Consider the following 23,319-nt stretch of genomic DNA (forward strand, 5'->3'; position numbering starts at 1 on the left):
GAGCCTGCCCGAGACGGACCTGCCGATCCTGTCCTTCGACTTCTCCCACCTGGACCGCAACTCGCCGGCGATCCCGTCGCTGATGGCCGCGGTCAGCTGCTGGGCAGAGCACGTGTGGCTGCGCCAGTCGACCGCCGTGCACAAGCACTTGGTGCTGGAAGAGGCGTGGCAGATCCTCCTGTCCCCGGCGACCTCCGAACTGATCCAGCGACTGCTGAAAAACTCACGCAAGGCCGGGCTGTCGCTGGACGTAGTGATGCACACGCTGTCCGACCTGGGCGACGGTAAGGCCCGCGACCTGGCACGGTTGTGCGAGATCGCCCACATCGGCCGCCTGGGTCCGGAAGAGGCCGCCATCGTCGGCGTCCTGCTCGGTCTGCCCGCCTGGGTAATCGAGAAGATCCCGACGCTCGATCCGGGACAGGCCGTGTGGAAGGTCGGCCCCGACTACGTCGACATCATCCAGACCATCCTGGACGCGGAGGAAACCGCGCTCACGGACACCTCGTCACGGCGCCGTGCAGCACAGCAGACCCTGGCCGCCGAACAGGACTCCGCTGCCGTAGAACAGGCCACGGAGCCGTCCGAGGATGGCGACGTCGACGCCGATCCGGGCGAGGACCTGCACGCGCCGTTCACGAACGGCGACGGGGGCCGGAGTTGGGATTGGGGAATGCCGCCCAACGTTGTTGACGGGTGGCAAGCCGACGTCGCCCGGCATGAGGCCGTCCTCGAGGCCGCGCACGCGGGCCGGTTCAATGAGGCCGCTCAGCTGGCGGCCATTCGCGAGCGCGAGGACATCAATGCGCATGGGATCAACGCCACTCAAGCTCTTGCTTGGCTGGAGACACGGGCCCAAGTGGCAGAACTGCGCGGGGACCCCGGACAGGCCGCGCAACTGCGCGCTACCGTCGCCCGCATGGGCAACGACGACGTGGAGTGGTTCGAAAAGACAGAGGCCGATTCGACCCCGGCATGGCACAGCGGGCCTCAACCGCCCCTCGTCACACCGGTGGTTGGCGATGAGCCAGCCACACGGGCGCGTCGGCGAACCTGGCCGTATGTGGCTACGATCGCCGCCCTGTCCATCGCTGCCGCGGGCGTGTGGCAGTACGCGGCGGACGAGCAGGAACACCAGGACCGCCAGGTGAAAGCCGCCGCCTACAAGGGCAGGTCGGGCGCAGCGCTCACCATCGAAGGGGTCAAAGCCGACGTCGTCGCCCACTGGAACAGCGACAGGGACCGCGTCATTCTGGAACTAAGTTCGTACTTCGACCGGAACGCCAGGTACCTGAGGCTCGATGCATCCGGCAAGAGTGCCAGCAGCGTCCGAGAAAAGGGATGGTTCCCGAAGGGACTCCAGATAGAGCTGCCAGTCGACGATCCCCTCGCCGACGTAACGGTTCGGATAGCTATTGGCGGACGAACTTGGCAGGAAGGATCCCGGGCAGAATCCCGGGCCGTGCGCCTATCCCCGACCGGTGTCGCGTACGACGCACAGACCGGTGAAAAGCTTCCCTCCGACCTCTGACACACGCCTGCCACTGAGGGCCCGCACCCCGCGAGGGGGCGGGCCCTCTCTCGTGCTCGCCTCCGGACGCTTCGTCCAGTCCTCGCCTACCCGCCCCGGCACGGCGATCGAGGACTGAACAGGCCGTCCGGCCTCCCCGCACCGCCCCTAGAGAAGAGGAGATTCTGTTTTGGCGAACATCAACGGCACCAGCGGTACCGATTTCCCGTGGCGGCGCTTCCTGTACCCGTTCGCCATCGCCGGCGCGGTCGTCGTCGGCGTCTGGGGACTGGCCGCCGCCCTGGCCTGGCTGCTCGGGATCGCCGCCCACACCGCGACCGTCATCACCGGCGCCGCCGGACCCATCGGCTTCGGCGGCATCACCCTCAAACTCACCCTCTCCAAGAACCACTAACTACGCCAAGGGCGGCCCCCGGTCTCTCGCCAAAGAATCGGGGCCGCCCTTGCTCGCCAGCATCCATCCAAGGAACTGGAGACAACCAGCATGACCCAAACCACCCCCGTCCGGCGAGTGGCACTCAGCCTCGCCACCGCCGGGCTGCCCGTGCTGCCGCTGCGGGGCAAGCTGCCCTTCGGTAACTGCCGGGCCTGCACAGGCAACGCATGCGGCGGACGGCCCAACATGAAGAGCGTGGGTCCCTGCCAGTGCCCCGGCATCTGCCACGCGTGGGCCGCCGCCACCACCAACCCGCACGTGATCACCTCGCGCGCGTGGGCGACAGCATGGCGTGAGGCGGCAGCCGTCGCCTACCACCCCGGCGGCGCCGGCCTCACCGTCGTCGACCTCGACACCCCGGCAGCCGTCGCCTGGGCTCACGCGAGCCTGCCCGCCACCCGCACCGTGCCCACCACACGCGGCGAACACTGGATCTACCAAGGCACCATGCGCTCCGTGAACGCGGTCCGGCCCGGCGTGGACATCAAGTCCGCCATGCAGTACGCCCGGTGGCTCGGCCCGGGCACCGGCACCATCACGGCACTGCCGACGGTCGTGCGCGCCCTGGCCGTGAAGGAGCCCTCCACCGTCCGGCCCGTACGGCAGGCCATCAGCGTGCCCGCACAGGCTGGGGAGGGGGAGTGCCGCCACCGCACGCCCGCCTACCTGGAGCGTGGCATCGCCATGGCGGAGCAGCGCATCACCGAGGCGAGCGAAGCGATCCACGCCACCGTCTACCGCACCTTCCTCGCCGTGCTGTCCACGCACGGCCGGTGCGGCTGCCTCACCCAGGCTCACGTCGCTCGGCTGTTCGCTGCTGCTCAGGTCAAGGGCGAATCACCCCGGCACTGCACCGACGCATGGACCAACGCCCGCACCGCACTGGGGATGTAGCCATGTCCGAGGACGAGAAGGCCCCGGCCCGCCAGATCATCACCGACTACGCGCAAGAACACTTCCGGTACTTCCGCACCATCGACGGCACCGTCTACGCGCAGCGCAACGGCCACCCCGTCGCCCGGCCCATCCGCTCCCAGGGCACGACCGGGAGCCACCGGCAGGAACTCATGGTCGGCCTCTTCAAGGACGGGGTCGGCGTGTTCAACGGCACGGCACTCAAGGAGGCGTTGGACTTGATCGAAGCACTCGCGCTGATGGAGGACGTACAGCCCACCCACATCCGCGTGGCGCCCGGGTTCGACGGTGCGACCTGGCTCGACCTGGGCCGTGACGACGGCAAGTCCGTCCGCATCCACCCCACCGGCTGGGACATCCTCACCCCCGACCCGCAAGAGGTGTGCTGGCGGCGCACCCAGCTCACCGGCGAACTACCCCTACCCGCCAAGGACACCAACGGCAAGGGCATCGACCTCCTGCTCCGCCTGTGCAACTTCGCCAACGCCGAAACCGAACGCCTGGCCATCGCCTGGCTGATCGGCTGCCTGGAACCCTCCGTGCCCGTGCCCGCGCCGTTCCTCACCGGACCCCAAGGGGCGGGCAAGTCCACCGGCGGCCGCATGCTCGTGCGGATCATCGAGGGCATGAGCGGCGACCTGCGCCGGGCACCGAAGGACGAGGAGAACATGATCACGGCCGTCGCCGCCGGGTGGGTCACCGCCCTGGACAACCTCTCCCACCTGCCCCCGGACCTGTCCGACCTCATGTGCTGCATCGTCACCGGCGCCGAGAGCATCAAACGCGCGCTCTTCACCGACGGCGACGTCGTCCGCTCCCGCTACCGGCGCCCCATGCTCCTGACCGGCATCGACGTCGGCGTCATCCGCCCCGACCTCGCCGAACGCCTCCTCCCGCTCCGTCTCATCAGGCCCCGGGTGCGGCGCACCGAAGCGGAACTGTGGAGGGAGTACGCGGAGATCCTGCCGGTCGTTCTCGGCTCCCTGCTGGACCTGACCGTGAAGGTGCGCGCCGCGCAGGCGGAAACCCCCACCGACCTGCGGATGGCTGACTTCGCCCACCTGTGCGCACAGCTGGATGCGGCTACTGGTTTCGGCTCGCTGGCCGCGTACCGGGCCAGCCTCGATGACCTCAACGACGACGTCATCGAAGGTGACCTGCTGGCGCAGACGGTCCTCAAGCACGCCGGCGGACTCGACGCGGGCGAGGAAGTCCGTATGACGTCATCGGAGTGGCTGCACTGCCTCACCAGCCTCTACAGCGGCGAGGAGTGCCGTCCCCTGCCCAAAGGCTGGCCCACCACCGGCAAGGTCCTCTCCGACCGGCTCAAGCGGCTACAGCCGACCCTCGCCGCACGCGGCGTCCTCATCGACTGGGGCCGCACCAGCACCGCCCGCTACATCGAGATGACCCGCCCCCCACTCCCGCCCCCCAACCAGCAGGCAGCGGCGTTCTGACCCGCGCCACCACGGGGGCCGCACCGAAGAAGCAAGAGGAGCACCTCCCGCCCGCGCGTGGTGCTCCTCTTGCTGTTTCGGCGGCCTGCCGCCGCCCAAGGGTCGCGCCGCGCAGCGGCTCCTTCTTCACGTCCTGAGCCGCACCGCACCACCACAGACACCACCCCTCCCTTTTTCCTAAGAGAAGAGACCCTGCGTCACCCACGTCACCAGCCACCCGAATCCGGTCGCTGACCAGCGGTTACGACCGTGACGCAGACGGCCAAACCTAGCGTCATCGCCCGTCACCCGCGTCACAGGTGACAGAACTCCGCCCGGCCCTGTGACACGCCCCGAACTGCCCGCGTCACCGCATAATCACAGGTCAGAACCACAAATGACGTGCGTGACGCGATGACGCAGAAATCCGCACCTCGGACACACGCGGCACCCTGCCCGCCGCCACGCCTGGTTTTTCAGGAAGGACGTCATGAAGAGGTACTTGACGACTGCGGAAGTCGCCGAGCGCTACCGCACGTCGCCCTCAACTGTCCGCTACTGGCGCTACGCCGGAACCGGCCCGCAGTGCTTCATCCGGCGTGGTCGACACGTCCTGTACGACGCCCAAGCGCTCGACAAGTACGACGCTGAAGAGATCGGAGGCCGATGCGCAGCATGACCCGTGACGACTACCAACCCCACGAGAAGGACCCCCACTTCGCTGCTGACTCGGTTTGCTGTGGGGGGAGGGGAACTGATGGCTGAGGTGTATGACCGCTGGCACCTGTCCCGACCGCCGGCCGACGCCGAGCCGTGCAAAGAGCACAGCACGAAGACCAAGACCGTGTGTCCGTCCGCTGAGCATGGCGTGGGGAAGCGCTGGCAGGTCCGCTACCGGGACCCGTCCGGTGATCAGAAGAAGGAGAACTTCGCCAAGCGCACCGCAGCCGACGCGCGGGCGGCCGAGATCACCAACGAGTTGGACAAGGGCGAGTACGTCGACCGAGTCACGCGGCGCCAGACGCTCCGGGACTACGCCGAGGAGTGGCGTACTACGGCGACACACCGCGAGCGGACGGAGTCCAACGTCGAGCGGGGGCTGCGGCTGCACGTCTACCCGTTGCTCGGTACCCGTCAGATCGCCAGCATCAAGCGATCGGACATCAGGGCATGGGTAAAGGACCGCTCCGGCGTTCTGGCCCCGTCCAGCCTTCGAACCCCGTGGAACGCCCTGTTCGGCGTGATGGCCGCAGCCCACTACGACGGCATCATCCGCGCGAACCCTTGCCACGGCATCGACATCCCCGAGATCCGCAAGCCCGAGGTGGTGCCGCTTGACCCGGCAGTAGTGCGGGCGCTGCTGGCCGCAGCCTCGTCCCGCTACCGGGCCTTGATGCGCCTGGCAGCGACCACGGGCCTGCGGCAGGCCGAGCTGTTCGGACTGGAGGCTGAGCACGTCGACCTGGTGGCCGGAACGGTCGAGGTTGAGCAGCAGCTCATCGGCCCCGACAAGGGCGTGCCGTACATCGGGGAGCCGAAGACTGAGAAGAGCTACCGCACGGTGCCGCTGTCGGTGTCTGCCGTCGCGGCCATCGAAGAGCACCTGAAGGCGTACCCGCCGACCGAAGTGGAGATCGAGGACCGGACGGACCCGAGGAAGCCAAGGACCAGGAAGGCTCGGCTGCTGTTCGTGAGCGAGACGGGCGACCCGATCCGGCGCGGGTCGTGGGCGAAGCTCTGGGCGCGCATGGCGAAGCGGGCAGACAAGCGTTTGGCCTCCGCCGAGTCGTCGCTGCGCGTCCCCCAGGGGACGACGACGCACGATCTGAGGCACTTTTACGCTTCCGTGCTCATCAAGCACGGCGCGTCGGTGAAGAAGGTGCAGCGGCGCCTCGGTCACGCTAAGCCATCGATCACCTTGGATCTGTACGTACATCTGTACGAGGACGACGAGGACACCACCGCGGCACTCATTGATGAGGCTCTGGCGGACGTGCCCTGAGAGTGCCCTGCCGATCCTACAAAACGGAGAGTTCGCAGGTAGACGCAGGTAAGGCGGCACCTGTGCGGAGGTGCCGCCCTCTCGGCCGTCCCGGTGGCCGTCACCAGGGGTGATGTGTTGCGGGCCGCGGTGTCCGGTGCGACCGTGTTCGAGGGGGTCGTGCCGCGGGTCCGGCAAGGGACTCCCTTGCGGGCCACGGCACTTCGCGTCGATCACGTGTCGCGTCGATCAGGGCCGAACCTCACTCCACCATTCCCGGCTACCTGCCGCTCCGTGCATCGGCGTGCGTCCGACCAACAGGGGGAAGCACACAGAAAGCGGGAAATTCAATGGCGAACGGACCCATGGACAGGCGCGCCTTCGGCGGGCAGCCCGACCGGCCCAACGGCCACGCATCCGGCCAGGGCACGGAGTACACCGGGCGGTACGTGGTCCTGCTCGATCAGAGCAACCAGGAGAGCGGGCTGAACGCGCTGCGCTCCTCCGCAGGCATAGCGAACGTCGAACGTGTCCGCGGATCCGAAGTCGGGAACGTCTCCGAACTGCTGGAGAACCCCGACGTCTCAGTGCACTTCGAGGAACTCGGCGCCGCCGTGGTCGAGGTGCGGCCCGAGCAGCGCCACGCGCTGGTGACCACGGCCGAGGCCGAACCGACGATCATCGCGGCGGAGCCGGAGCGCATGGTGTACGCCATGCCGATCACCGCCCCGACGCAGGCGCCGACCGAGTTCTTCCCGGCGTACCGCAGCGACGAGGACGTGGTCGTCCGCCACTCCCGGGCCGAAATGGCCGCCGCCCAGGGCCCCGCCTGGGACGAGCAGAGCTGGACGTGGGGCCTGCAGGCCATCCGGTCCAACCTGTCCCATCTGACCGGACGCGGTGCGAAGGTCGCCGTCCTCGACACCGGCGTGGACACCGACCACCCCGACCTGACGGGCTGCGTCGAAGAGACGATGTCCTTCGTGCTGGGCGAGTCCGTGGAGGACGGCAACGGCCACGGCACGCACTGCATCGGCACCGTCGCCGGTCCGGCTCACCCCCACCAGGGGCCCCGCTACGGCGTGGCGTGCGATGCGCGGATCCTCGCGGGGAAGGTGCTGAGCAACGCGGGCAGCGGCACCGACGGCCAGATCCTCGCCGGTATGGCCTGGGCGGTCTCCCGCGGTGCGCGGGTGATCTCCATGTCGCTCGGCGCCTTCGTCCGGCCGGGTGAACTCTTCCCGCAGACCTACGAGATCCTGGCCAAGCGTGCACTCGAACGCGGGACGGTGATCGTCGCCGCCGCGGGCAACGACAGCCGCAGGCCCCCGCGTATCGAGCCCGTCAGCCGGCCCGCCAACTGCCCCTCCATCCTCGCGGTGGCGGCGCTCGACAAGTCCATCACGCCGTCGTTCTTCTCCAACGGCGGCATCAACGGCCAGGGCGGCGAGGTCAACATCGCCGCGCCGGGCCGGGACGTGCACTCGGCCGCCCCCGGCGGCGGCTACCAGAGCCTGAGCGGCACCAGCATGGCCACACCGCATGTCGCGGGTGTCCTCGCGCTGCTGGTCGAGGCGAACCCGCACGCCTCCGCCGCCGATCTCATGGCCACCATGAAGTCCGGCGCGTTCCCGCTGATGCAGCCCCTCAGGGACGTCGGCGCGGGCCTGCTGCAGGCCCCGTGACCGAGTCGTCCCGGTCCGAGCCGGTCGGGGTCGTCCTCGCGGTCGACCCCGACCGGTTCGCGGAGGTCGTCGAGGCCCTGCGGCGGGAGGGCCTGACGGTCACGGGCGAGCAGCCGATCCTCGGCACGCTCTCGGGCACTGTCGCGGAGGACCGGATAACGGCTCTGGAGGCGGTCGACGGCGTCGATTCCGTCGACCGGGAGCTCACCTACCGTCTCCCACCGCCCGACTCTCCGATCCAGTGACCCGTAACCCGTGACCCGTGACCCAGAGAGGTCACTCGCAGCCCACGCCGTCCCCGTCCCGGTCGAGGTGACGGCCGTAGCCGGGGTCGCCCGCGTGCACCGGTGCGGCCCCGGCGGCTCGGGCGGCGCTGCAGTTGTCGTAATAGACATCGCTGCCGGAGGAGCCGCTGTCGCTGTCCGCGGCGGGCGCCGCCGCCGTGACGGTGGTGGTGACTCTGACCGTCTTCGTGGCGGTCACCGTGGGCGCCGGTTCGGGTTCCTCGGCCGGTGCCGTCGTGGTGGCGGTCGCGGTCGCGGTCGCGGTGACGGTGACCGTGGGCTGTGGTGCTGCCGCTCTGGTCGTCGCCTCGGTGTTCTTCGAGTCGTCGCCGGATGCGCCGCCCGCGCCGATGCCCAGGAAGAAGGCCAGGGCGAGCGCGGGGAGTACATAGCGTTTCCGGGCCCATCTGGGGGCCGGTGTCGAGGTGTACGGATGGGTCATGTCAGGTCATCCCCCCACTGGTGTCGCGTGAGGGGATGACCGTAGTGCCCGGTGACCGGACGTGGAGGAAGTGTGTCTGTTTCGTAACCGCTATGCGCGGAAGGGACCTGTCACCTCATACGTGATCCCGCCCGACGAACTGCCGCTGGTGCCGCGCTGGCTGGAGAAGTAGAGGCGCCTTCCGTCCGGGGAGAAGGCCGGACCCGTGATCTCCGAGCCCGACTGGCCGTCGATCCGCAGGAAGGGGGCGATGACGTCGTCCGGGGTGATCACGCAGATCTCCATGTTGCCGCCGTCCTCCGCGACGAACAGGTCACCGGACGAGGAGCCGGTGATGTTGTCGACGCCGGTGAGGGGGGCCGTGCCGGAGGTGACGAGGGAGTCGTCGTACGCCAACTCGTAGGTGTTCGACGTGAGGTTGAGCTGCCAGACGCGGTTGTCGCCCTTGGTCGTGAACCACACCGTGTCGCCGGCGTAGTAGCAACCCTCGCCGCCGTTGAAGGACTTGGAGCCGGAGACCTGGGAGCGGGTGGCGGTCGGGGAGCCGTCCGGGTCGGGGACGTTTGCCCAGGTGAAGGAGCCCGAGGTGCCGCTGCCCGCGACCATGACCTGGAGGGTGCCGGAGGACAGGTTTCCCCAGGTGGTCGGGACGAAGCGGTAGAAGCGGCCGTTGGTCTCGTCCTCGGTCAGGTAGATCACCTGGCGCACCGGGTCGGCGGCGGCCGCCTCGTGCTTGAAGCGGCCCATCGCGTCCCGGCGCACCGCCGCGTTCGTGCCCCAGGGGTCGGTCTCGTAGACGTAGCCGAGGGACACCTCCTCGCAGGACAGCCAGGTGTTCCACGGGGTCTTGCCACCCGCGCAGTTCTGGCGGGTGCTGGACAGGATGCGGTACGCGCCCGTGATGGCGCCCGTCGACGAGAACTTCACCGCGCTCGCGCCGCCGGAGGGGTTGATCTCGGAGTTGGAGACATAGATCCAGCCCGTGCCGTCCGCGTAACAGGCGCCGCCGTCAGGGGCGTCGTGCCAGGTGTACGACGTGCCGGACACGGTCTGTCGGGAGCGGGCGATGACACGGCTGGTGAAGCCGCTCGGCAGTCGGATGCCGTTGGCGTCGGGCGAGCCCAGCGAGCCGTAGGGGCCGGTGCCGGGCTGGGCCGGGGCTGCGTACGCGGCGCCGCGCCACAGGGTTCCGCCGAACACGGCGGCGGAACCGCCGAGGACGGCCGCACGCAGGAGGTTACGACGTTCCACTCTCACTCCAAGGGGTGCCGTACCGCCCCGTCGTCGGTCGACGACGGGGTCGTGCGAGGGGGGCGGCATGGAACCTAGGGGAGCTTGGTGGACGGACCGTAGCCAGTTGGTGACCGTCGGACGGCGCGCCCGGGAGCTGCCTGTGGCCGCTCACGCGGGCAACGCCGGCACCACCTGCTTGTGCTGCCCGGACCTGTCGGCGCCCGGACCGTGCCCCTCGCGCGGCGACTCCGAGGACGGCAGCCTGACCACCGCGTCCAGCCCGCCCGCGGCCGAGGCACGCAGACTCGCCTCACCACCGCTCGCGTGGGCGAGCCGCTGGACCAGCGAAAGGCCCAGCCCCGTACCGCCCTTGGGGGCGCCCGGCGCGCGCCAGAACCGGTCGAAGGCACGGGCCCGCTGCTCGGCGGTCATGCCGGGCCCCTCGTCGGTGATGTGCAGGTCGACCCACGCGGGGCGGGCGTCGCGCAGGGCGCGGCGGGCCGGTACGTGGAGCCGTAGCTCGATGGCCACGGTGCTGTCCGGCGGCGAGGCGCGCAGGGCGTTGGAGAGCAGGTTGTCCACGATCTGCTCGACCCCGCCCGGCACCGCGAGGACCGGACCCACGCTGCCCGCGAACAGCACCAGCGCGACCCGCTGCCGCTCGAAGAGGGGCAGCCAGGTGCGGTGCCGTTCCGCGCAGACGGCGCCCACGTCGACCGGGGCCGGCGTCGCGGAGTCCTCCTCCAGGCGGGCCATCGCCAGCAGGCCCTCCACCATTCGCGAGAGCCGGTCCGTCTCGGTCACGGCGGCGGTGAGGCTGCCGAGGCCGAGGTCGGTGACGTTCGGCTCCAGATTCTCCAGCCTCAGCCGCAGCGCCGCGAGCGGCGTCTTCAGCTGGTGGGACGCCTCGCCCGCGAACGCCCGCTGGGCCGCGAGGAGATGGGCGAGCCGGGCCGCCGTACGGTTGAACGCGGCAGCCAGCCTGCGCACCTCCGGCGGGCCCTTCGTCATCGTCACCGGCGTGGCCCGGCCGCCCTCCGCCAACTCATGCGTGGCACGCTCCAGTTCACGGATCGGCCGGCCGGTCCAGCGGGCGATGGCGAACCCGACCACGGTGACCGCCGCGAGCACCCCGATCCCGCCGAGGCACAGCAACAGCCAGACATGATGCACGCGTTCGTGCACGGTCCGCGTCGGCAGCGTCAGCCATACGGCACCCTGGAGCCGCGCATCGCGCCGGACCGGCGCGGCGACCGACAGGTACTCGACGCCGCCGATGGTCGACGTGCGCACGTCCACCGTGGACGTGCCGCGCAGGGCGGCCGCGATGCCGGGGCGGGAGGCGAGGTCGGCCGACATCAGGGCGGCCAGCGGATGCGAGGTGGCGAGCAGCGCGCCCGAGGCGTCCACGACCACCACCTTCCCGCCGATCCGCTCGGCGCAGTGCACCACCCGGCGCGGCAGATCCCGCTCGGCCCGGCCGGCGCTGAGCGACAGCGAGGCGTACGCGGAGACCGACTCGGCCTCGTCCTTCGCCGCGTTCACCACCCGCTCCCGCTCGCTGCGCGAGTACACGAAGCCCAGCGGGATCTCCAGGCAGGCCAGCACGAGCGCGGCGAGGCTCAGGTAGCTGAGCAGCAGCCGGCGGGTCACGACGACACCCGCTGCCCGCCCGGCTCGGTCCGCACCGCCAGCCGGAAGCCGACCCCGCGCAGCGTCTGGATCCACGCCGGGTCGCCCAACTTGCGCCGCAGTGCGGCGACATGGACGTCCAGCGTCTTGGTCGGGCCCTCGTAGTGCGGGTCCCACACCCGGTCCAGGATCTGCTGCCGGGAGTAGACCGCGCCCGGATCCTCGGTCAGCAGCGCCAGCAGCTCGAACTCCTTGGGGGTGAGGGTGACCGGGATCTCGCCGACCCAGACCTGACGGGTGCGGCGGTCGACGACCAAGGGGCCGGGGGCGTCCGGCGGTGGGGGTGCGGGTTCGTCGTCCGACGGGGGCGGCGCCGCCTCGTACGACAGGGGCTCCGGTGGCGGGGTGACCACCGGTTCCGCCTGTGCCTCGGCGCGCAGACGCTCCACCAGCGCCTCCGTGCGGCCCCGCTCGACCGGCGTTCGCGTGCGCACCGGCTCCGCCACCGCCTCGGTGCGCTGCGTCCGCCGGGTCACGGCGCGCACCCGTGCCACCAGCTCCCGCATGCTGAACGGCTTCGCAAGATAGTCGTCCGCCCCGAGCTCCAGCCCCAGCACCCGGTCGGCCTCCTCACCCCGCGCACTCAGGATGATGACCGGCACGTCCGAGACCCGCCGGATGCCCCGGCACACGTCGATGCCGTCCATGTCCGGCAACCCGAGATCGAGCAGTACGACATCGCCGTACGCGCTTCTCAACCCCTCCGCCCCGGTGGTCACGTGATTCACCGTCAGTCCGAAGTGCGCAAGCCCTTCGGTGAGCGGTTCGGCGATCGTCTCGTCGTCCTCGATGAGCAGCACTCGTATGCCCATGCGTCCTGTCTCTCCGTGAATTCACATTCTCTGCCCTGACGTCTACACGCTACAAGGGGAGAGCGCTTGTGGAGCATTGCGGCAAAGAATGTCCAATTACTGGACGCGCGCTGGCCCTTACTTAACCCTCCTCTGGTGTGCGCCCCTCTACGGTGCTGTTGAACTGGTCGAACTCCCAGCCGAGGAGCCATCGTTGAAGGCATTGCTGGACCGTGCCCGCTCATTCAAGCGCAGGGTCGATTTCGAGCGCGGTGAATACCGGAAACTCGCCGACGGGCAATATCCCGAGGTGCTCTTCATCACCTGCTCGGACTCACGGGTCATACCCGCACTGATTACCGGCGCGCGGCCCGGAGAGATATTCGAGCTGCGCAACGCCGGCAATATCGTGCCGCCGTACGGCAGCCCCGGCGCGTCCGGGGAGGCGGCCACCATCGAGTACGCACTGGAGGTGCTGGGGGTTCAGGACATCGTCGTGTGCGGTCACTCACACTGCGGCGCGATGGGTGCGCTGAAGTCCGGCGACGACCTGTCCGCGCTGCCGGGCGTCGACGCCTGGCTCCAGCTGGCCCGCCCCGAACTGATGCCGGTCCTCACCGCCGCATCCGACGACCCGTCGCTGCCCGACGTGGCGCAGGGCAACGTCGTCAACCAGCTGGCCGTACTGCGGACTTACCCGGTGGTGCGGCAGCGGCTGGACGGGGGGCGGCTGCGGCTGCACGGCTGGTACTACGAGGTCGACACCGGACAGGTGCACGAGCTGGAGGGCGACGGCCGGTTCCGGGTGCATACCGGATGAGCGGGGCTCATGCGCGGGGGCGTACGCGCGGCAAGGAGGGCACCTCGAAGATCACGGCCATCTCGAAGATGACGGGTGCGGGGCCGTCGAAGTCCGGGGGCGCGAAACCGGACCTCGCGAACGAGATCACCGCCTCCCTCGTGGTCTTCCTCGTCGCCCTGCCGCTGTGCATCGGCGTGGCTGTCGCCTCCGGTGTCCCCGCCGAACTCGGCATCATCTCCGGGGTGATCGGTGGCCTGGTCGTCGGCGCCGTCCGGGGCAGCACGCTCCAGGTCAGCGGGCCGGCCGCCGGGCTCGCCGCGCTGGTCGCGGAGACGGTGCTGGAGCACGGCCTGGCGATGCTCGGGGTGATCGTGCTGTTCTCGGGCATCCTCCAGATCGTCCTCGGGGTGGTGCGCCTCGGCCGCATGTTCCAGGCGATCTCCCTCGCCGTGGTGCAGGGCATGCTGGCCGGCATCGGGCTGCCGCTGATGTTCAGCCAGGCCTACCCGATGGCCGACGCCAAGGCCCCCGGCACCCCGATCGAGAACATGGCCGGGATTCCGGGCCTGTTCGCCGACATCCTCACCGACCGGCAGGCGATGATCGCCACGCTGCTCGGCGTCGCCACGATCGTGCTGAGCTTCCTGTGGAAGAAGGTGCCGGGCCCGGCGAAACGGGTCCCGGCCGCGCTGGTCGCGGTCGGCATCGGCATCGCGGTCGCCGCGCTGCCCGGCGTGGACGTGAAGACGCTCCAGGTCGGAAATCTGCTGGCGGCGGTGCGGGTGCCGGGGGCCGAGGAGTTCGCGGGACTCGCGGACGCGGCGGTCATCACCTCCGTCCTCACCTTCACGGTCATCGCCTCCGCGGAGAGCCTGTTCACCGCTGCCGCCGTGGACCGTATGCACAGCGGACCGCGCACCCGCTACAACACCGAACTCATCGCCCAGGGCGCCGGGAACACGATCGCGGGCCTCCTCGGCGCCCTCCCCATCACGGCCGTCGTGGCCCGCAGCTCGGCGAACGTCCAGGCCGGCGCGAAGACCCGGATCTCCCGCACCCTGCACGGCCTGTGGCTGCTGGCGTTCGCGCTGCTGCTGCCGCAGATCCTGGCGCTGATCCCGATCTCGGTACTCGCGGGCGTCCTCGTGCACAGCGGCTGGAAGCTGTTCGCGCCGGAGGAGTTCCCGAAGATGTGGCGCCAGGACCGGGGCGAGTTCGCGGTGATGACGGTGACGACGCTGGTCATCGTCGCGACCGCGCTGCTGGAAGGCGTCCTGATCGGCCTCGCGGCCGGGATCGTGCTCGCCGCTCTGCGCATGTCGCAGACGGTGATCCGGCAGCACGTCGAGGACGACACCGCGAAGGTCGTCATGGCCGGCAACGCGACGTTCCTACGGCTCCCGCGGGTCATCGAGGCGCTGGAGAACGCGGCGGCCTCGGGCAGGCCGCGCATCCGGCTGGACCTGACGGCCGTGACACATCTGGACCACGCCTGCCGCAGCCAGGTGGAGGAGTTCACGGCGCAGCAACGGGGGCTGGGACTGCGCGTGGAGCTGCTGATGCCAGCGTCGGCGAGGACGGAGGCACCGGTCATCACCCGGCCCGCCCCGGAGCCGGCCCCGACTCTCACGCCACCGTCGGCTCCCGGCCCGGACGCCGAATGGTTCTACCTGGACACGAGGCCGCCGTCAGCCGGACAGGAGAGTTATGCGGAAAGCTACCGCCCGGTCACGTCACGTTAGCGGCCCACCCGTTCGAGAACCCTGATGGCCGTGTCCAGGCAGCGCACGAGTCGCTGACGCGGACCGCGCCGGCTGGGCGGGGCGGGCGTCCGCTCGTAGGCTGAGTCCAAGCCCTCCACATCCGGAAGGAGCTCGGCCATGTCCGGCTGGAACCCGCACGACATCCCCGACCAGAGCGGCCGCGTCGCCGTCGTCACCGGTGCCAACAGCGGGCTCGGCTACGCCACCGCGCGGGAGTTGGCCCGCAAGGGCGCCCGGGTGGTGCTCGCCTGCCGAAGCGAGCCGCGTGGCGCTGCGGCGCGGGACCGGCTGGCCGCCGAAGTTCCGGGCGCCCGGGTCGAGTTGCGGCGGCTCGACCTCGGGGACCTCGGCTCCGTAAGGGAGTTCTCCGCAACCTTCCCGTACGACCGTCTCGACCTGCTCGTCAACAACGCCGGGGTGATGGCGTTGCCGTACGGCACGACGGTGGACGGCTTCGAGACGCAGTTCGGCGTCAACCACCTCGGGCACTTCGCGCTCACCGGTCTGCTGCTGCCCGCGCTGCTCGGCACCCCGGGCGCGCGGGTGGTGACCGTCTCCAGCCCGATGCACGCGCTGTCCAACATCGACCTCACCGACCTCAACAGCGAGCGCCGCTACCGGCGTTGGATCGCCTACGCGCGCTCCAAGACGGCCAACCTGCTCTTCACCCACGAACTGGCGCGCAGGGCCCGGGCGCAGGGGACGGAGCTGGTGGCGGCCGCCGCGCATCCCGGGTACGCGGACACCAACCTGCAGTCCGCGGGGCCGCGCATGGCGGGGCGCCGGACGAGCGAGTGGTTCGCGCGGATCGGCAACCGCGTCCTCGCCCAGTCGGCCGAGGCCGGCGCGCTGCCCACGCTCCACGCAGCCACCGCCCCCGGCGTCCGCCCCGACTCCTTCACCGGCCCGTCCGTGGCCATGTGGCGCGGGTCGCCCGCACCGTCCTGGCGGGCACCCTGGACCGTCAACGACCAGGCGGGCGAGCGGCTTTGGGAGGCGTCGGAGCGGCTGACGGGGGTGACGTACGACGCGCTGAAGGTGTGAGCTCGCGGCGGGGTGTGCGCTCAGGCCGTCGCCCCGCTGTCCACCACCAGGTCGGTGCCCACCACCGACGTGGCGTCGTCCGAGGCGAGGTAGAGGACGGCCGCGGCCACCTCCGCCGTGGTCGAGACGCGGCCGAGGGGAAGGGTGTCCCGGGCGCGGGCGGCGCGGTCCGCGTCCGTCTCACCGGGGCGCAGGGACATCCGGGTCCGGACGGCGCCGGGGCTGACCGCGTTGATGCGGATGCCGTCGCGGATGTGGTCGAGGGCGGCGCCCCTGGTGAGGGCGGAGACGGCGGCCTTGGTCGCGGCGTACGCGGCGGTGCCGGCGGCTCGGGTGTGGGCGCCGAAGGTGGAGGCGATGTTGACGATCGCGCCGCCGGTCGGCCGGCTGCGCATCTGGCGGATCTCGGCCTGGAGGGCCAGGAACACGCCGGTGACATTGATGTCGAGCTGGGTGTGCCAGTCCTCCTCGGAGAGGTCGGACAGCGGCGTGCCGCCCCGGAAGACACCGGCGTTGTTCACCGCCACGTCCAGGGAGCCGAAGTACTCGACGGTGGCGGCCACCGCCGACTGGACGTCCGCCGCGCGGGCGACGTCGGCCGTGACCGCCAGCGCCTTTCCGCCCGCCTCCTCGATCAGCGTCACCGTCTCCTCCAGCAACTCCCGCCTGCGGCCCACCGCCACGACGTTCGCGCCCTCCGCCGCCAGCGCGAGCGCGACGGTCCGTCCGATGCCTGAGCCGGCGCCGGTGACCAGGGCGGTCCGGTCGGTGAAGCGGGCGCGGTGGTGCGATGCGGTGGTGGTCATGGCCGGTCTCCCCATTTTCTTGAACGATCGGTTCAATATCGGCACAAAAGAAAAGCACCCCGTCCGGGGGTGCTTCTCAGTCCAGCAGTGCCAGCGCCTGCTCCGCCGCGTCCCGTATCCGCGCCGGGTCCGACGACGCCTTGCCGACCACGCGCAGGCCCTGGAGCAGCACCAGCAGCATGCGCGCGAGGGTGAGCGGGTCGCGGTCGGCGGGCAGTTCGCCCTGCGCCCGCGCGCGGACCAGGGCCGAGTGCAGAACCGTCTCCAACTGGTCCCAGTTGCGCTCGACGTGCCGGGCCGCGGCCGGGTCGTGCGGGGCGAGTTCCGCCGCGGTGTTGGTGATCATGCAGCCGTTCAGGCGCAGCCGGGCGTCCGTGGCCTCCGCCGCGTACCGCCGTACGAGGCCGCGCACGGCCGGCAGTGCGGGTCCCGGCTGGGACAGCTCGCGCACGATCGGCGGGAGCCCCGCCCGGTCGTAGCGCTCCAGCGCCTTCAGATACAGCTCGTGCTTGTTGCCGAAGGTGGCGTACAGGCTCGCCCGTCCGATGCCGAGGTGCTCGACGAGGTCGGACATCGACGTCGCCTCGTAGCCGCGCCGCCAGAACAGCTCGAGAGCTGCCTGGAGCGCGACCTCGGGATCGAATTCCTTGGTCCTGGCCACGAGGGCCAGCCTAGGATCAATCAGAACGACCAGTCAAGAAAACGCCAGTCAAGAGAACTCGGTCCTACGACGCCCGTACCTCGTACGTGGCGACGCGCACCGCCTCGTCGTCCAGGCACTGTCCCGACTCCAGGTCGAACCGCTGCTTCAGCAACGGCGAGGCGACGAACGGGCGCCCCTGGTGGGTGCCGGTCAGGCCGCGGGAGAGGACCGCCGCGCCGCCGAACGGGTCGCGGTTGTCGATGGCGTACAGCTGTCCGGCCCGGTCGCGGAACAGGGCCACCTGCCCGCCGTCCGGCAGCAGGGCCGCCACACCGCGGCCCGGGAGCAGCCGGGTCAGGTCGCAGACCGTCAACCAGTCCTCGTCCAGCCGTACTTGGACCTTCAGATCGGTCGTCTCGGGTGCCAGGGTCATCGCTGGGCGCTTCCTTCCAGGGGGCGGTGGCCGATGGTCAGCAGCGGCAGGTCGGGCTTGATCTGTTCGCGCTCGGGGACGAAGCCGACGACCGGGTCGGGGGTGTCGGGGGCGTTGACGAAGGAGACGAAGCGGGCCAGCTTCTCCGGGTCGTTGATGGTCTCGGCCCACTCGTCGCGGTAGTTCGAGACATGCGCCGCCATCAGGGACTCCAGCTCCTCGCAGATGCCGAGCGAGTCCTCGACGACCACGTCGCGGACATGGTCCAGGCCGCCGGGGATCCGCTCCAGCCACACGCTGGTGCGCTCCAGACGGTCCGCGGTGCGGATGTAGAACATCAGGAACCGGTCGATCAGACGGATCAGCTCGGCGTCGGACAGGTCCTGCGCCAGCAGGTCCGCGTGGCGCGGGGTCGCGCCGCCGTTGCCGCCGACGTAGAGGTTCCAGCCGCTCGCGGTGGCGATGATGCCGAAGTCCTTCGACTGGGCCTCCGCGCACTCGCGCTGGCAGCCCGACACGGCCGACTTCAGCTTGTGCGGCGAGCGCAGGCCCCGGTAGCGCAGCTCCAGGTCGATCGCCATCCGGACCGAGTCCTGGACGCCGTAGCGGCACCAGGTCTGGCCCACACAGGACTTCACCGTGCGCAGCGCCTTGCCGTAGGCGTGCCCGGACTCGAAGCCCGCGTCCACCAATCGTGCCCAGATGAGGGGGAGTTGCTCGACGCGCGCGCCGAACATGTCGATCCGCTGGCCTCCCGTGATCTTGGTGTAGAGGCCGAAGTCCCGGGCGATCTCGCCGATCACGATCAGCCCCTCCGGGGTGATCTCACCGCCCGCGATACGGGGCACGACCGAATACGAGCCGTTCTTCTGGATGTTGGCGAGGAAGTGGTCGTTGCTGTCCTGAAGGGCCGCCTGCTCGCCGTCCAGGACATAGCCGCTCGCGCCGATCGTGGGAGCGAGCGAGGCGATGATCGAGCCCACCGCCGGCTTGCAGATCTCGCAGCCGTCGCCGCCCCGGGCGCCGTCACGGCCGTAGCGGTCGAGCAGGTCCTGGTAGGTGTTGATGCGCAGGGCGAGGACGATCTCGTACAGCTCCTCGCGGGTCTGCGAGAAGCAGCCGCACAGGCCCTTGTCGACCTCGACGCCGGACGCCTCCAGCTCGGCGGTGACCAGCTGGCCGAGGACCTTGACGCAACTGCCGCACGTCGTACCGGCCTTGGTGCACTTCTTCACCTCGGGCACGGTGGTGCACTGGTGGTCCGTGACCGCCTCGCGGATCGTGCCCTTGCGGACGTTGTTGCAGGAGCAGATGATCGCGTCGTCCGGCAGCGCGGCCGGGCCGAGCTGGGCGGGGGCGCCCGCGCCGGCCGGCAGCACCAGCGACTCCGGCGAGACCGGCGGGACCGAGCCGGTGAAGGCCTTCAGCGTGCCGTACGCCTCCGCGTCGCCGACCAGGATGCCGCCGAGCAGCGTGCCGTCGCGGCCGATGACCAGCTTCTTGTACAGGCCGGCGCGGGAGTCGGAGTACACGACGTCCAGGCAGTCCTCGGCGGTGCCGTGCGCGTCGCCGAAGGACGCCACGTCCACGCCGAGCAGCTTCAGCTTGGTGGACAGGTCGGCGCCGACGAACGCCGCCTCGTCGGACGCGATGGTCGCCGCGGCCGTCTCCGCCTGCTCGTAACCGGGCGCCACCAGGCCGTACACCCGGCCGTCCGAGGCCAGCGCGCACTCGCCGATCGCGAACACCTGCGGATCGGCGACCGTACGGCACTGCTCGTCGACCGTGATGCCGCCGCGCTCGCCGACCGTCAGACCGCAGTCGCGGGCCAGCTGGTCGCGGGGGCGGACACCGGCGCTGAACACCACCATGTCGGTGGCGAGTTCGGAGCCGTCGGACAGCTTCATGCCGGTGACGGCGCCGTCGGAGTCGACCACGATCTCCTGTGTGCCCACCCCCGTGTGCACGCTCAGGCCCATGTCCTCGATGGTGCGCAGCAGCGCCGCGCCACCGCCGTCGTCGACCTGGACCGGCATCAGCCGGGGCGCGAACTCCACGATGTGGGCGTCGAGTCCGAGGCCCTTGAGCGCGCCCGCCGCCTCCAGGCCGAGCAGACCACCGCCGACCACCGCACCCGTCGTGGCCCTGGCCTTCGCGTACTCCTCGATCGCGAGCAGATCCTCGATCGTGCGGTAGACGAAGCAGCCGGTGGCGTCCTTGTTCGGGACCGGTGGCACGAAGGGGTACGAGCCGGTGGCGAGGACGAGGGTGTCGTACTCGAAGACCTCACCGGACCTGGCGGTGACCTTCTTCGCCTCGCGGTCCACGGAGACCGCGGGGTCGCCGACGTACAGCTCGATGCCGTGCGTCTCGATGAACTCCATGTCCGTCATCGACAGGTCCTCGGGCGTCTTGCCCGAGAAGTACGAGGTGAGCGCCACGCGGTCGTACGCCGGACGCGGCTCCTCGCACAGCACGACCACGCGGTGCGTGGCGGTCAGGCCGCGCTCGGCGAGCGCCTCGAGGAAGCGCTGGCCGACCATGCCGTGGCCGACGAGCACGATCGTGGGGGTGGCCCCCAGGGTGGCGGTCATTCAGGAGCCTCCATCGTTGGTGAGCAGGTGGAGCAGGGGGCCGTCGTCGGGGAGCGGCTCTGCTCCCTCCCAGGCGCGGGCGAGCGCGCCGACGGTGCCGAGTTCGCCGACGAGAACCCCGCCGACCAGGCGGTCGTCGCGGACGACGACCTTGCGGTAGGTGCCGCGGGTGGCGTCGGTCAGCTGGACGACGTCGTCGCCGGGCCGGGCCTCCGTCTCGCCGAACGCGGCGAGGTCGAAGAAGCCCTCACCCGCCAGCGTCAGCCGGGTCAGCGCCCGGGTGCCGGTGTAGCGGGCCGCGCCGTTCCCCGCCAGCAACTCGGCCAGGACATCGGCCTGTTCGAGCGCGGGCGCGGCCAGCCCGTACACCGTGCCGGCGTGCTGCGCGCAGTCGCCGACGGCCCGGATGTGCGGGTCGGACGTACGGAGCTCGTCATCGACGACGATGCCCTTGCGGACGTCCAGCCCCGCGGCCTGCGCGAGACCCGCGCGCGGGTGGACACCGCAGGCGAGAACCACGAGGTCCGCGTCGAGGGCGTATCCGTCAGCCATCTCCACCGAGCGGACCGCGCCGCCGACACAGCGCACATCACGCACCCGCAGATCGGTGTGGACCTCGACCCCGAGGTCGACGAGATGACGCCGGACCAGCTTCGAGGCGGCCGGGTCCAGTTGACGTTCCATCAGCCGCTCGGACTGCTGGGCGAGCACGACCTGCGCGCCGCGCAGCGCGAGGGCACGGGCGGCGGAGACCCCGAGGAGCCCGCCGCCGATCACGACCGCCCGCACGCCCGGCCGCACAGCCTTGGACAGGCCCAGGCAGTCGTCCATGGTGCGGAAGGCGTGGACGCCCTCCGGCAGTTCGTGGTCCGGGGTGAACAGGCCGCGCAGGGGCGGCAGCACCGCGTTGGAACCGGTGGCCAGGACGAGGGTGCCGTATGCGATCTCCGACCCGTCCGCGAGATGTACGGCTCGCATCTCGCGGTCGATGCCGGTGACCCTGCCGCGCGTCAGCTCAGCGGGCGCCGGCAGGGCGATCACGTCGGGGCTGTACCGTCCGGCCAGCACCTCGGCGAGCAGCACCCGGTTGTACGGGCGGTGCTCCTCCTCGCCGACGAGCGTCACGGGCACACCGAGCTCGCCGAGCCGCCGGGCGAGACGTACGCCCGCGAGGCCGGCGCCGATCACCACCACACGCGTATTCGAGGTCATGGCTTCGAGCGTGCGTTGCCGGTGTTTCCCGACCGCATCACCCCTGTTTCCCGCGAGGAACGCTGCCCTCAGCGGGGCGGGGGAGCGGGTGTGAGGGTTCGGCGAGCGCGCTGGGGGCGGGCTGTGAGGCCGGGCGCGTCCGGGGCGCGGTGGGGTGAACCGTACCTTGGGTCTTCGTGCGGGCCCCCATCGGATACGACCGCCGGGGACAGGTTTACATGGACGGCACGCGCATCCTCTGCCTAGGGTCGCGATCATGCCCGACATATCCCTGACCACGGTGGCGGTCCTGTGCCTCGCGGCCCTCGCGGCCGGCTGGATCGACGCCGTGGTCGGCGGCGGAGGACTGCTGCTGCTCCCCGCCCTGCTGCTCGGCCTTCCGTCGAGCACCCCGGCCGCCTACGCGCTCGGCACCAACAAGGCGGTCGCGATCGTCGGCACCACCGGCGCCGCGGTGACCTACACCCGCAAGGCACCCGTGGACGTACGCCTCGCCGTGCGCATCGGTGTCGCGGCCCTCGCGGGTTCCTCCGGCGGCGCCTTCTTCGCGGCCGGCATGAGCACCGAGGTGCTCAAACCCGTGATCATGCTGGTGCTGCTCGCCGTGGCCGCCTTCGTGATCCTGCGCCCCGCCTTCGGCACGGCACCGGCGGCGGGCCCGGTCTCCCGCCGTCGCACCCTCGCCGCGATCGGCCTCGCGGGCCTCGGCATCGGCTTCTACGACGGCCTGATCGGCCCCGGCACCGGCACGTTCCTGGTCCTCGCCCTCACCGCCGTACTCCATCTCGACCTCGTCACCGCCTCCGCCACCGCCAAGATCGTCAACTGCTGTACCAACGCCGGCGCGCTCGCCACCTTCGCCTGGCAGGGCACGGTCCTGTGGCAACTGGCCGCGGTGATGGCCGTCTTCAATCTGGCGGGCGGCACGCTGGGGGCGCACACGGCACTGAAGAAGGGCAGCGGATTCGTGCGCGTGGTGCTGCTGACGGTGGTGTTCGCGCTGGTGGTGAAGCTGGCGTACGAGCAGTGGGCGGGCTAGCCGGTAGGGCGCTGACGCCGCCCGCGGCATGGCGCTCAAGGCAGGACGGCCCGCTGCGGTCAGCGGCTGTCGGTGAGGTGTGCGAAGACGACGACGTTGCCCTGGTACCCGGTCGTCCGTGAGTAGCCGCCGCCGCAGGTGATGACCCGCAGTTCGGGGCGCGCGGCCGAGCCGTACACCTTCTCGTCGGGGAAGGCCTTCGCGTCGTACACCTCGACGGCGTCGACCAAGAACAGCGCCGTGCCGCCGTCGCGTCGGTCCACCTCGATCGTGCTGCCCTTCCGCAGGGCGCCGAGCCGGTAGAAGACGGCGGGCCCGTCGGCGTTGTCGACATGGCCGGCCACGATCGCGGTGCCCCGCTCGCCTGGTGTGGTGCCGGCCTCGTACCAGCCGGCGAGGTTCTTCCGTTCCGCGGGCGGCACATCGAGGCTGCCCGTCTTCGTCAGACCCAGGCCCATGAGGGGGGCGTCCACGCGGATCGAGGGGATGCGTATCCGGTCGGGAGGGGAGGGCGGGAGCGCGAGGGCGGCGTCGTGCAGGGGGTCGCGCGGGTCGGC

At 70.7% G+C, this 23,319-nt stretch carries 21 protein-coding genes and 1 pseudogene; 12 read left to right on the forward strand and 10 right to left on the reverse strand.

All coding sequences use genetic code 11. The annotated features are described in order from the left end of the window. From ACZ7NC_RS41165 to ACZ7NC_RS41200, 8 genes and pseudogenes are all read left to right on the forward strand, one after another. Window positions 1-1,531 (forward strand): annotated as a pseudogene (locus ACZ7NC_RS41165) (hypothetical protein); the annotation flags it as partial. A 169-nt stretch (window positions 1,532-1,700) separates the two neighbouring features. Continuing rightward, a complete protein-coding gene (locus tag ACZ7NC_RS41170; protein WP_471496688.1) occupies window positions 1,701-1,925 on the forward strand; it encodes a hypothetical protein in 225 nt (74 codons plus the stop codon). A 90-nt stretch (window positions 1,926-2,015) separates the two neighbouring features. Beyond that, complete coding sequence (locus tag ACZ7NC_RS41175; RefSeq protein WP_471496689.1) at window positions 2,016-2,861, forward strand: bifunctional DNA primase/polymerase; 846 nt, start codon at window positions 2,016-2,018, stop codon at window positions 2,859-2,861. 2 nt (window positions 2,862-2,863) lie between these two features. Continuing rightward, window positions 2,864-4,339: an ATP-binding protein gene (locus tag ACZ7NC_RS41180; RefSeq protein WP_471496691.1), complete on the forward strand. Its 1,476-nt coding sequence runs from the start codon at window positions 2,864-2,866 to the stop codon at window positions 4,337-4,339. 469 nt (window positions 4,340-4,808) lie between these two features. After that, window positions 4,809-4,997 carry a helix-turn-helix domain-containing protein gene (locus ACZ7NC_RS41185; RefSeq protein ID WP_453198042.1) on the forward strand — a complete coding sequence of 63 codons (189 nt, stop codon included), beginning with the start codon at window positions 4,809-4,811 and terminating at the stop codon, window positions 4,995-4,997. Between the two features lie 78 nt (window positions 4,998-5,075). After that, window positions 5,076-6,320, forward strand: a complete 1,245-nt coding sequence (locus ACZ7NC_RS41190; protein ID WP_471496694.1) for a site-specific integrase — start codon at window positions 5,076-5,078, stop codon at window positions 6,318-6,320. A 329-nt stretch (window positions 6,321-6,649) separates the two neighbouring features. Continuing rightward, a complete protein-coding gene (locus ACZ7NC_RS41195) occupies window positions 6,650-7,984 on the forward strand; it encodes a S8 family peptidase (RefSeq protein WP_471496696.1) in 1,335 nt (444 codons plus the stop codon). After that, a complete protein-coding gene (locus ACZ7NC_RS41200) occupies window positions 7,981-8,229 on the forward strand; it encodes a hypothetical protein (protein WP_471496698.1) in 249 nt (82 codons plus the stop codon). Before ACZ7NC_RS41195 ends, ACZ7NC_RS41200 begins: the two co-directional genes overlap by 4 nt. Window positions 8,230-8,260: 31 nt before the next feature. On the opposite strand, the gene ACZ7NC_RS41205 is transcribed toward ACZ7NC_RS41200, so the two are convergent. The 4 genes from ACZ7NC_RS41205 to ACZ7NC_RS41220 form a co-directional block, all read right to left on the reverse strand. Then, window positions 8,261-8,710: an excalibur calcium-binding domain-containing protein gene (locus tag ACZ7NC_RS41205; RefSeq protein ID WP_471496700.1), complete on the reverse strand. Its 450-nt coding sequence runs from the start codon at window positions 8,708-8,710 to the stop codon at window positions 8,261-8,263. A 90-nt stretch (window positions 8,711-8,800) separates the two neighbouring features. Next, on the reverse strand, window positions 8,801-9,961 hold the full coding sequence (locus ACZ7NC_RS41210) for an alkaline phosphatase PhoX (protein WP_471496702.1): 1,161 nt from the start codon (window positions 9,959-9,961) through the stop codon (window positions 8,801-8,803). Window positions 9,962-10,111: 150 nt separating this feature from the next. Continuing rightward, window positions 10,112-11,596, reverse strand: a complete 1,485-nt coding sequence (locus tag ACZ7NC_RS41215; protein ID WP_471496704.1) for a sensor histidine kinase — start codon at window positions 11,594-11,596, stop codon at window positions 10,112-10,114. Then, window positions 11,593-12,447, reverse strand: coding sequence for a response regulator transcription factor (locus ACZ7NC_RS41220; protein WP_471496706.1), 855 nt, complete (start codon window positions 12,445-12,447; stop codon window positions 11,593-11,595). Before ACZ7NC_RS41220 ends, ACZ7NC_RS41215 begins: the two co-directional genes overlap by 4 nt. A gap of 193 nt (window positions 12,448-12,640) precedes the next feature. Between ACZ7NC_RS41220 and ACZ7NC_RS41225 the strand changes: the two genes are divergently transcribed. From ACZ7NC_RS41225 to ACZ7NC_RS41235, 3 genes are all read left to right on the forward strand, one after another. Further along, the gene (locus ACZ7NC_RS41225; RefSeq protein ID WP_471496709.1) at window positions 12,641-13,246 is read left to right on the forward strand and encodes a carbonic anhydrase; all 606 of its coding nucleotides are present in this window, start codon (window positions 12,641-12,643) and stop codon (window positions 13,244-13,246) included. A gap of 68 nt (window positions 13,247-13,314) precedes the next feature. Next, a complete protein-coding gene (locus tag ACZ7NC_RS41230) occupies window positions 13,315-14,970 on the forward strand; it encodes a SulP family inorganic anion transporter (protein ID WP_471496748.1) in 1,656 nt (551 codons plus the stop codon). A gap of 138 nt (window positions 14,971-15,108) precedes the next feature. Then, entirely contained in the window at window positions 15,109-16,035 is a 927-nt protein-coding gene (locus ACZ7NC_RS41235) for an oxidoreductase (protein ID WP_471496712.1), read from the forward strand. Window positions 16,036-16,055: 20 nt separating this feature from the next. Here the strand turns inward: ACZ7NC_RS41235 and ACZ7NC_RS41240 are convergent, their stop codons facing one another. The 5 genes from ACZ7NC_RS41240 to ACZ7NC_RS41260 all read right to left on the reverse strand — a co-directional run bounded on the left by ACZ7NC_RS41240 (window position 16,056) and on the right by ACZ7NC_RS41260 (window position 21,723). Beyond that, entirely contained in the window at window positions 16,056-16,841 is a 786-nt protein-coding gene (locus ACZ7NC_RS41240; RefSeq protein WP_471496716.1) for an SDR family NAD(P)-dependent oxidoreductase, read from the reverse strand. 76 nt (window positions 16,842-16,917) lie between these two features. After that, window positions 16,918-17,502: a TetR/AcrR family transcriptional regulator gene (locus ACZ7NC_RS41245; protein WP_471496719.1), complete on the reverse strand. Its 585-nt coding sequence runs from the start codon at window positions 17,500-17,502 to the stop codon at window positions 16,918-16,920. A gap of 64 nt (window positions 17,503-17,566) precedes the next feature. Beyond that, window positions 17,567-17,917: a nitrite reductase small subunit NirD gene (gene nirD, locus ACZ7NC_RS41250; protein WP_471496721.1), complete on the reverse strand. Its 351-nt coding sequence runs from the start codon at window positions 17,915-17,917 to the stop codon at window positions 17,567-17,569. Continuing rightward, window positions 17,914-20,511: a nitrite reductase large subunit NirB gene (nirB, locus tag ACZ7NC_RS41255; protein ID WP_471496724.1), complete on the reverse strand. Its 2,598-nt coding sequence runs from the start codon at window positions 20,509-20,511 to the stop codon at window positions 17,914-17,916. The genes nirD and nirB overlap by 4 nt, the downstream gene beginning before the upstream one ends. Beyond that, the gene (locus ACZ7NC_RS41260; RefSeq protein ID WP_471496738.1) at window positions 20,512-21,723 is read right to left on the reverse strand and encodes an NAD(P)/FAD-dependent oxidoreductase; all 1,212 of its coding nucleotides are present in this window, start codon (window positions 21,721-21,723) and stop codon (window positions 20,512-20,514) included. Window positions 21,724-21,979: 256 nt separating this feature from the next. Between ACZ7NC_RS41260 and ACZ7NC_RS41265 the strand changes: the two genes are divergently transcribed. Further along, entirely contained in the window at window positions 21,980-22,762 is a 783-nt protein-coding gene (locus ACZ7NC_RS41265; RefSeq protein WP_471496741.1) for a sulfite exporter TauE/SafE family protein, read from the forward strand. Window positions 22,763-22,821: 59 nt separating this feature from the next. Here the strand turns inward: ACZ7NC_RS41265 and ACZ7NC_RS41270 are convergent. Then, window positions 22,822-23,319 (reverse strand): class F sortase (locus ACZ7NC_RS41270; protein WP_471496745.1); only part of this gene is annotated, 498 nt, incomplete at its 5' end.

The organism is Streptomyces sp. NPDC111802 (assembly GCF_055634335.1).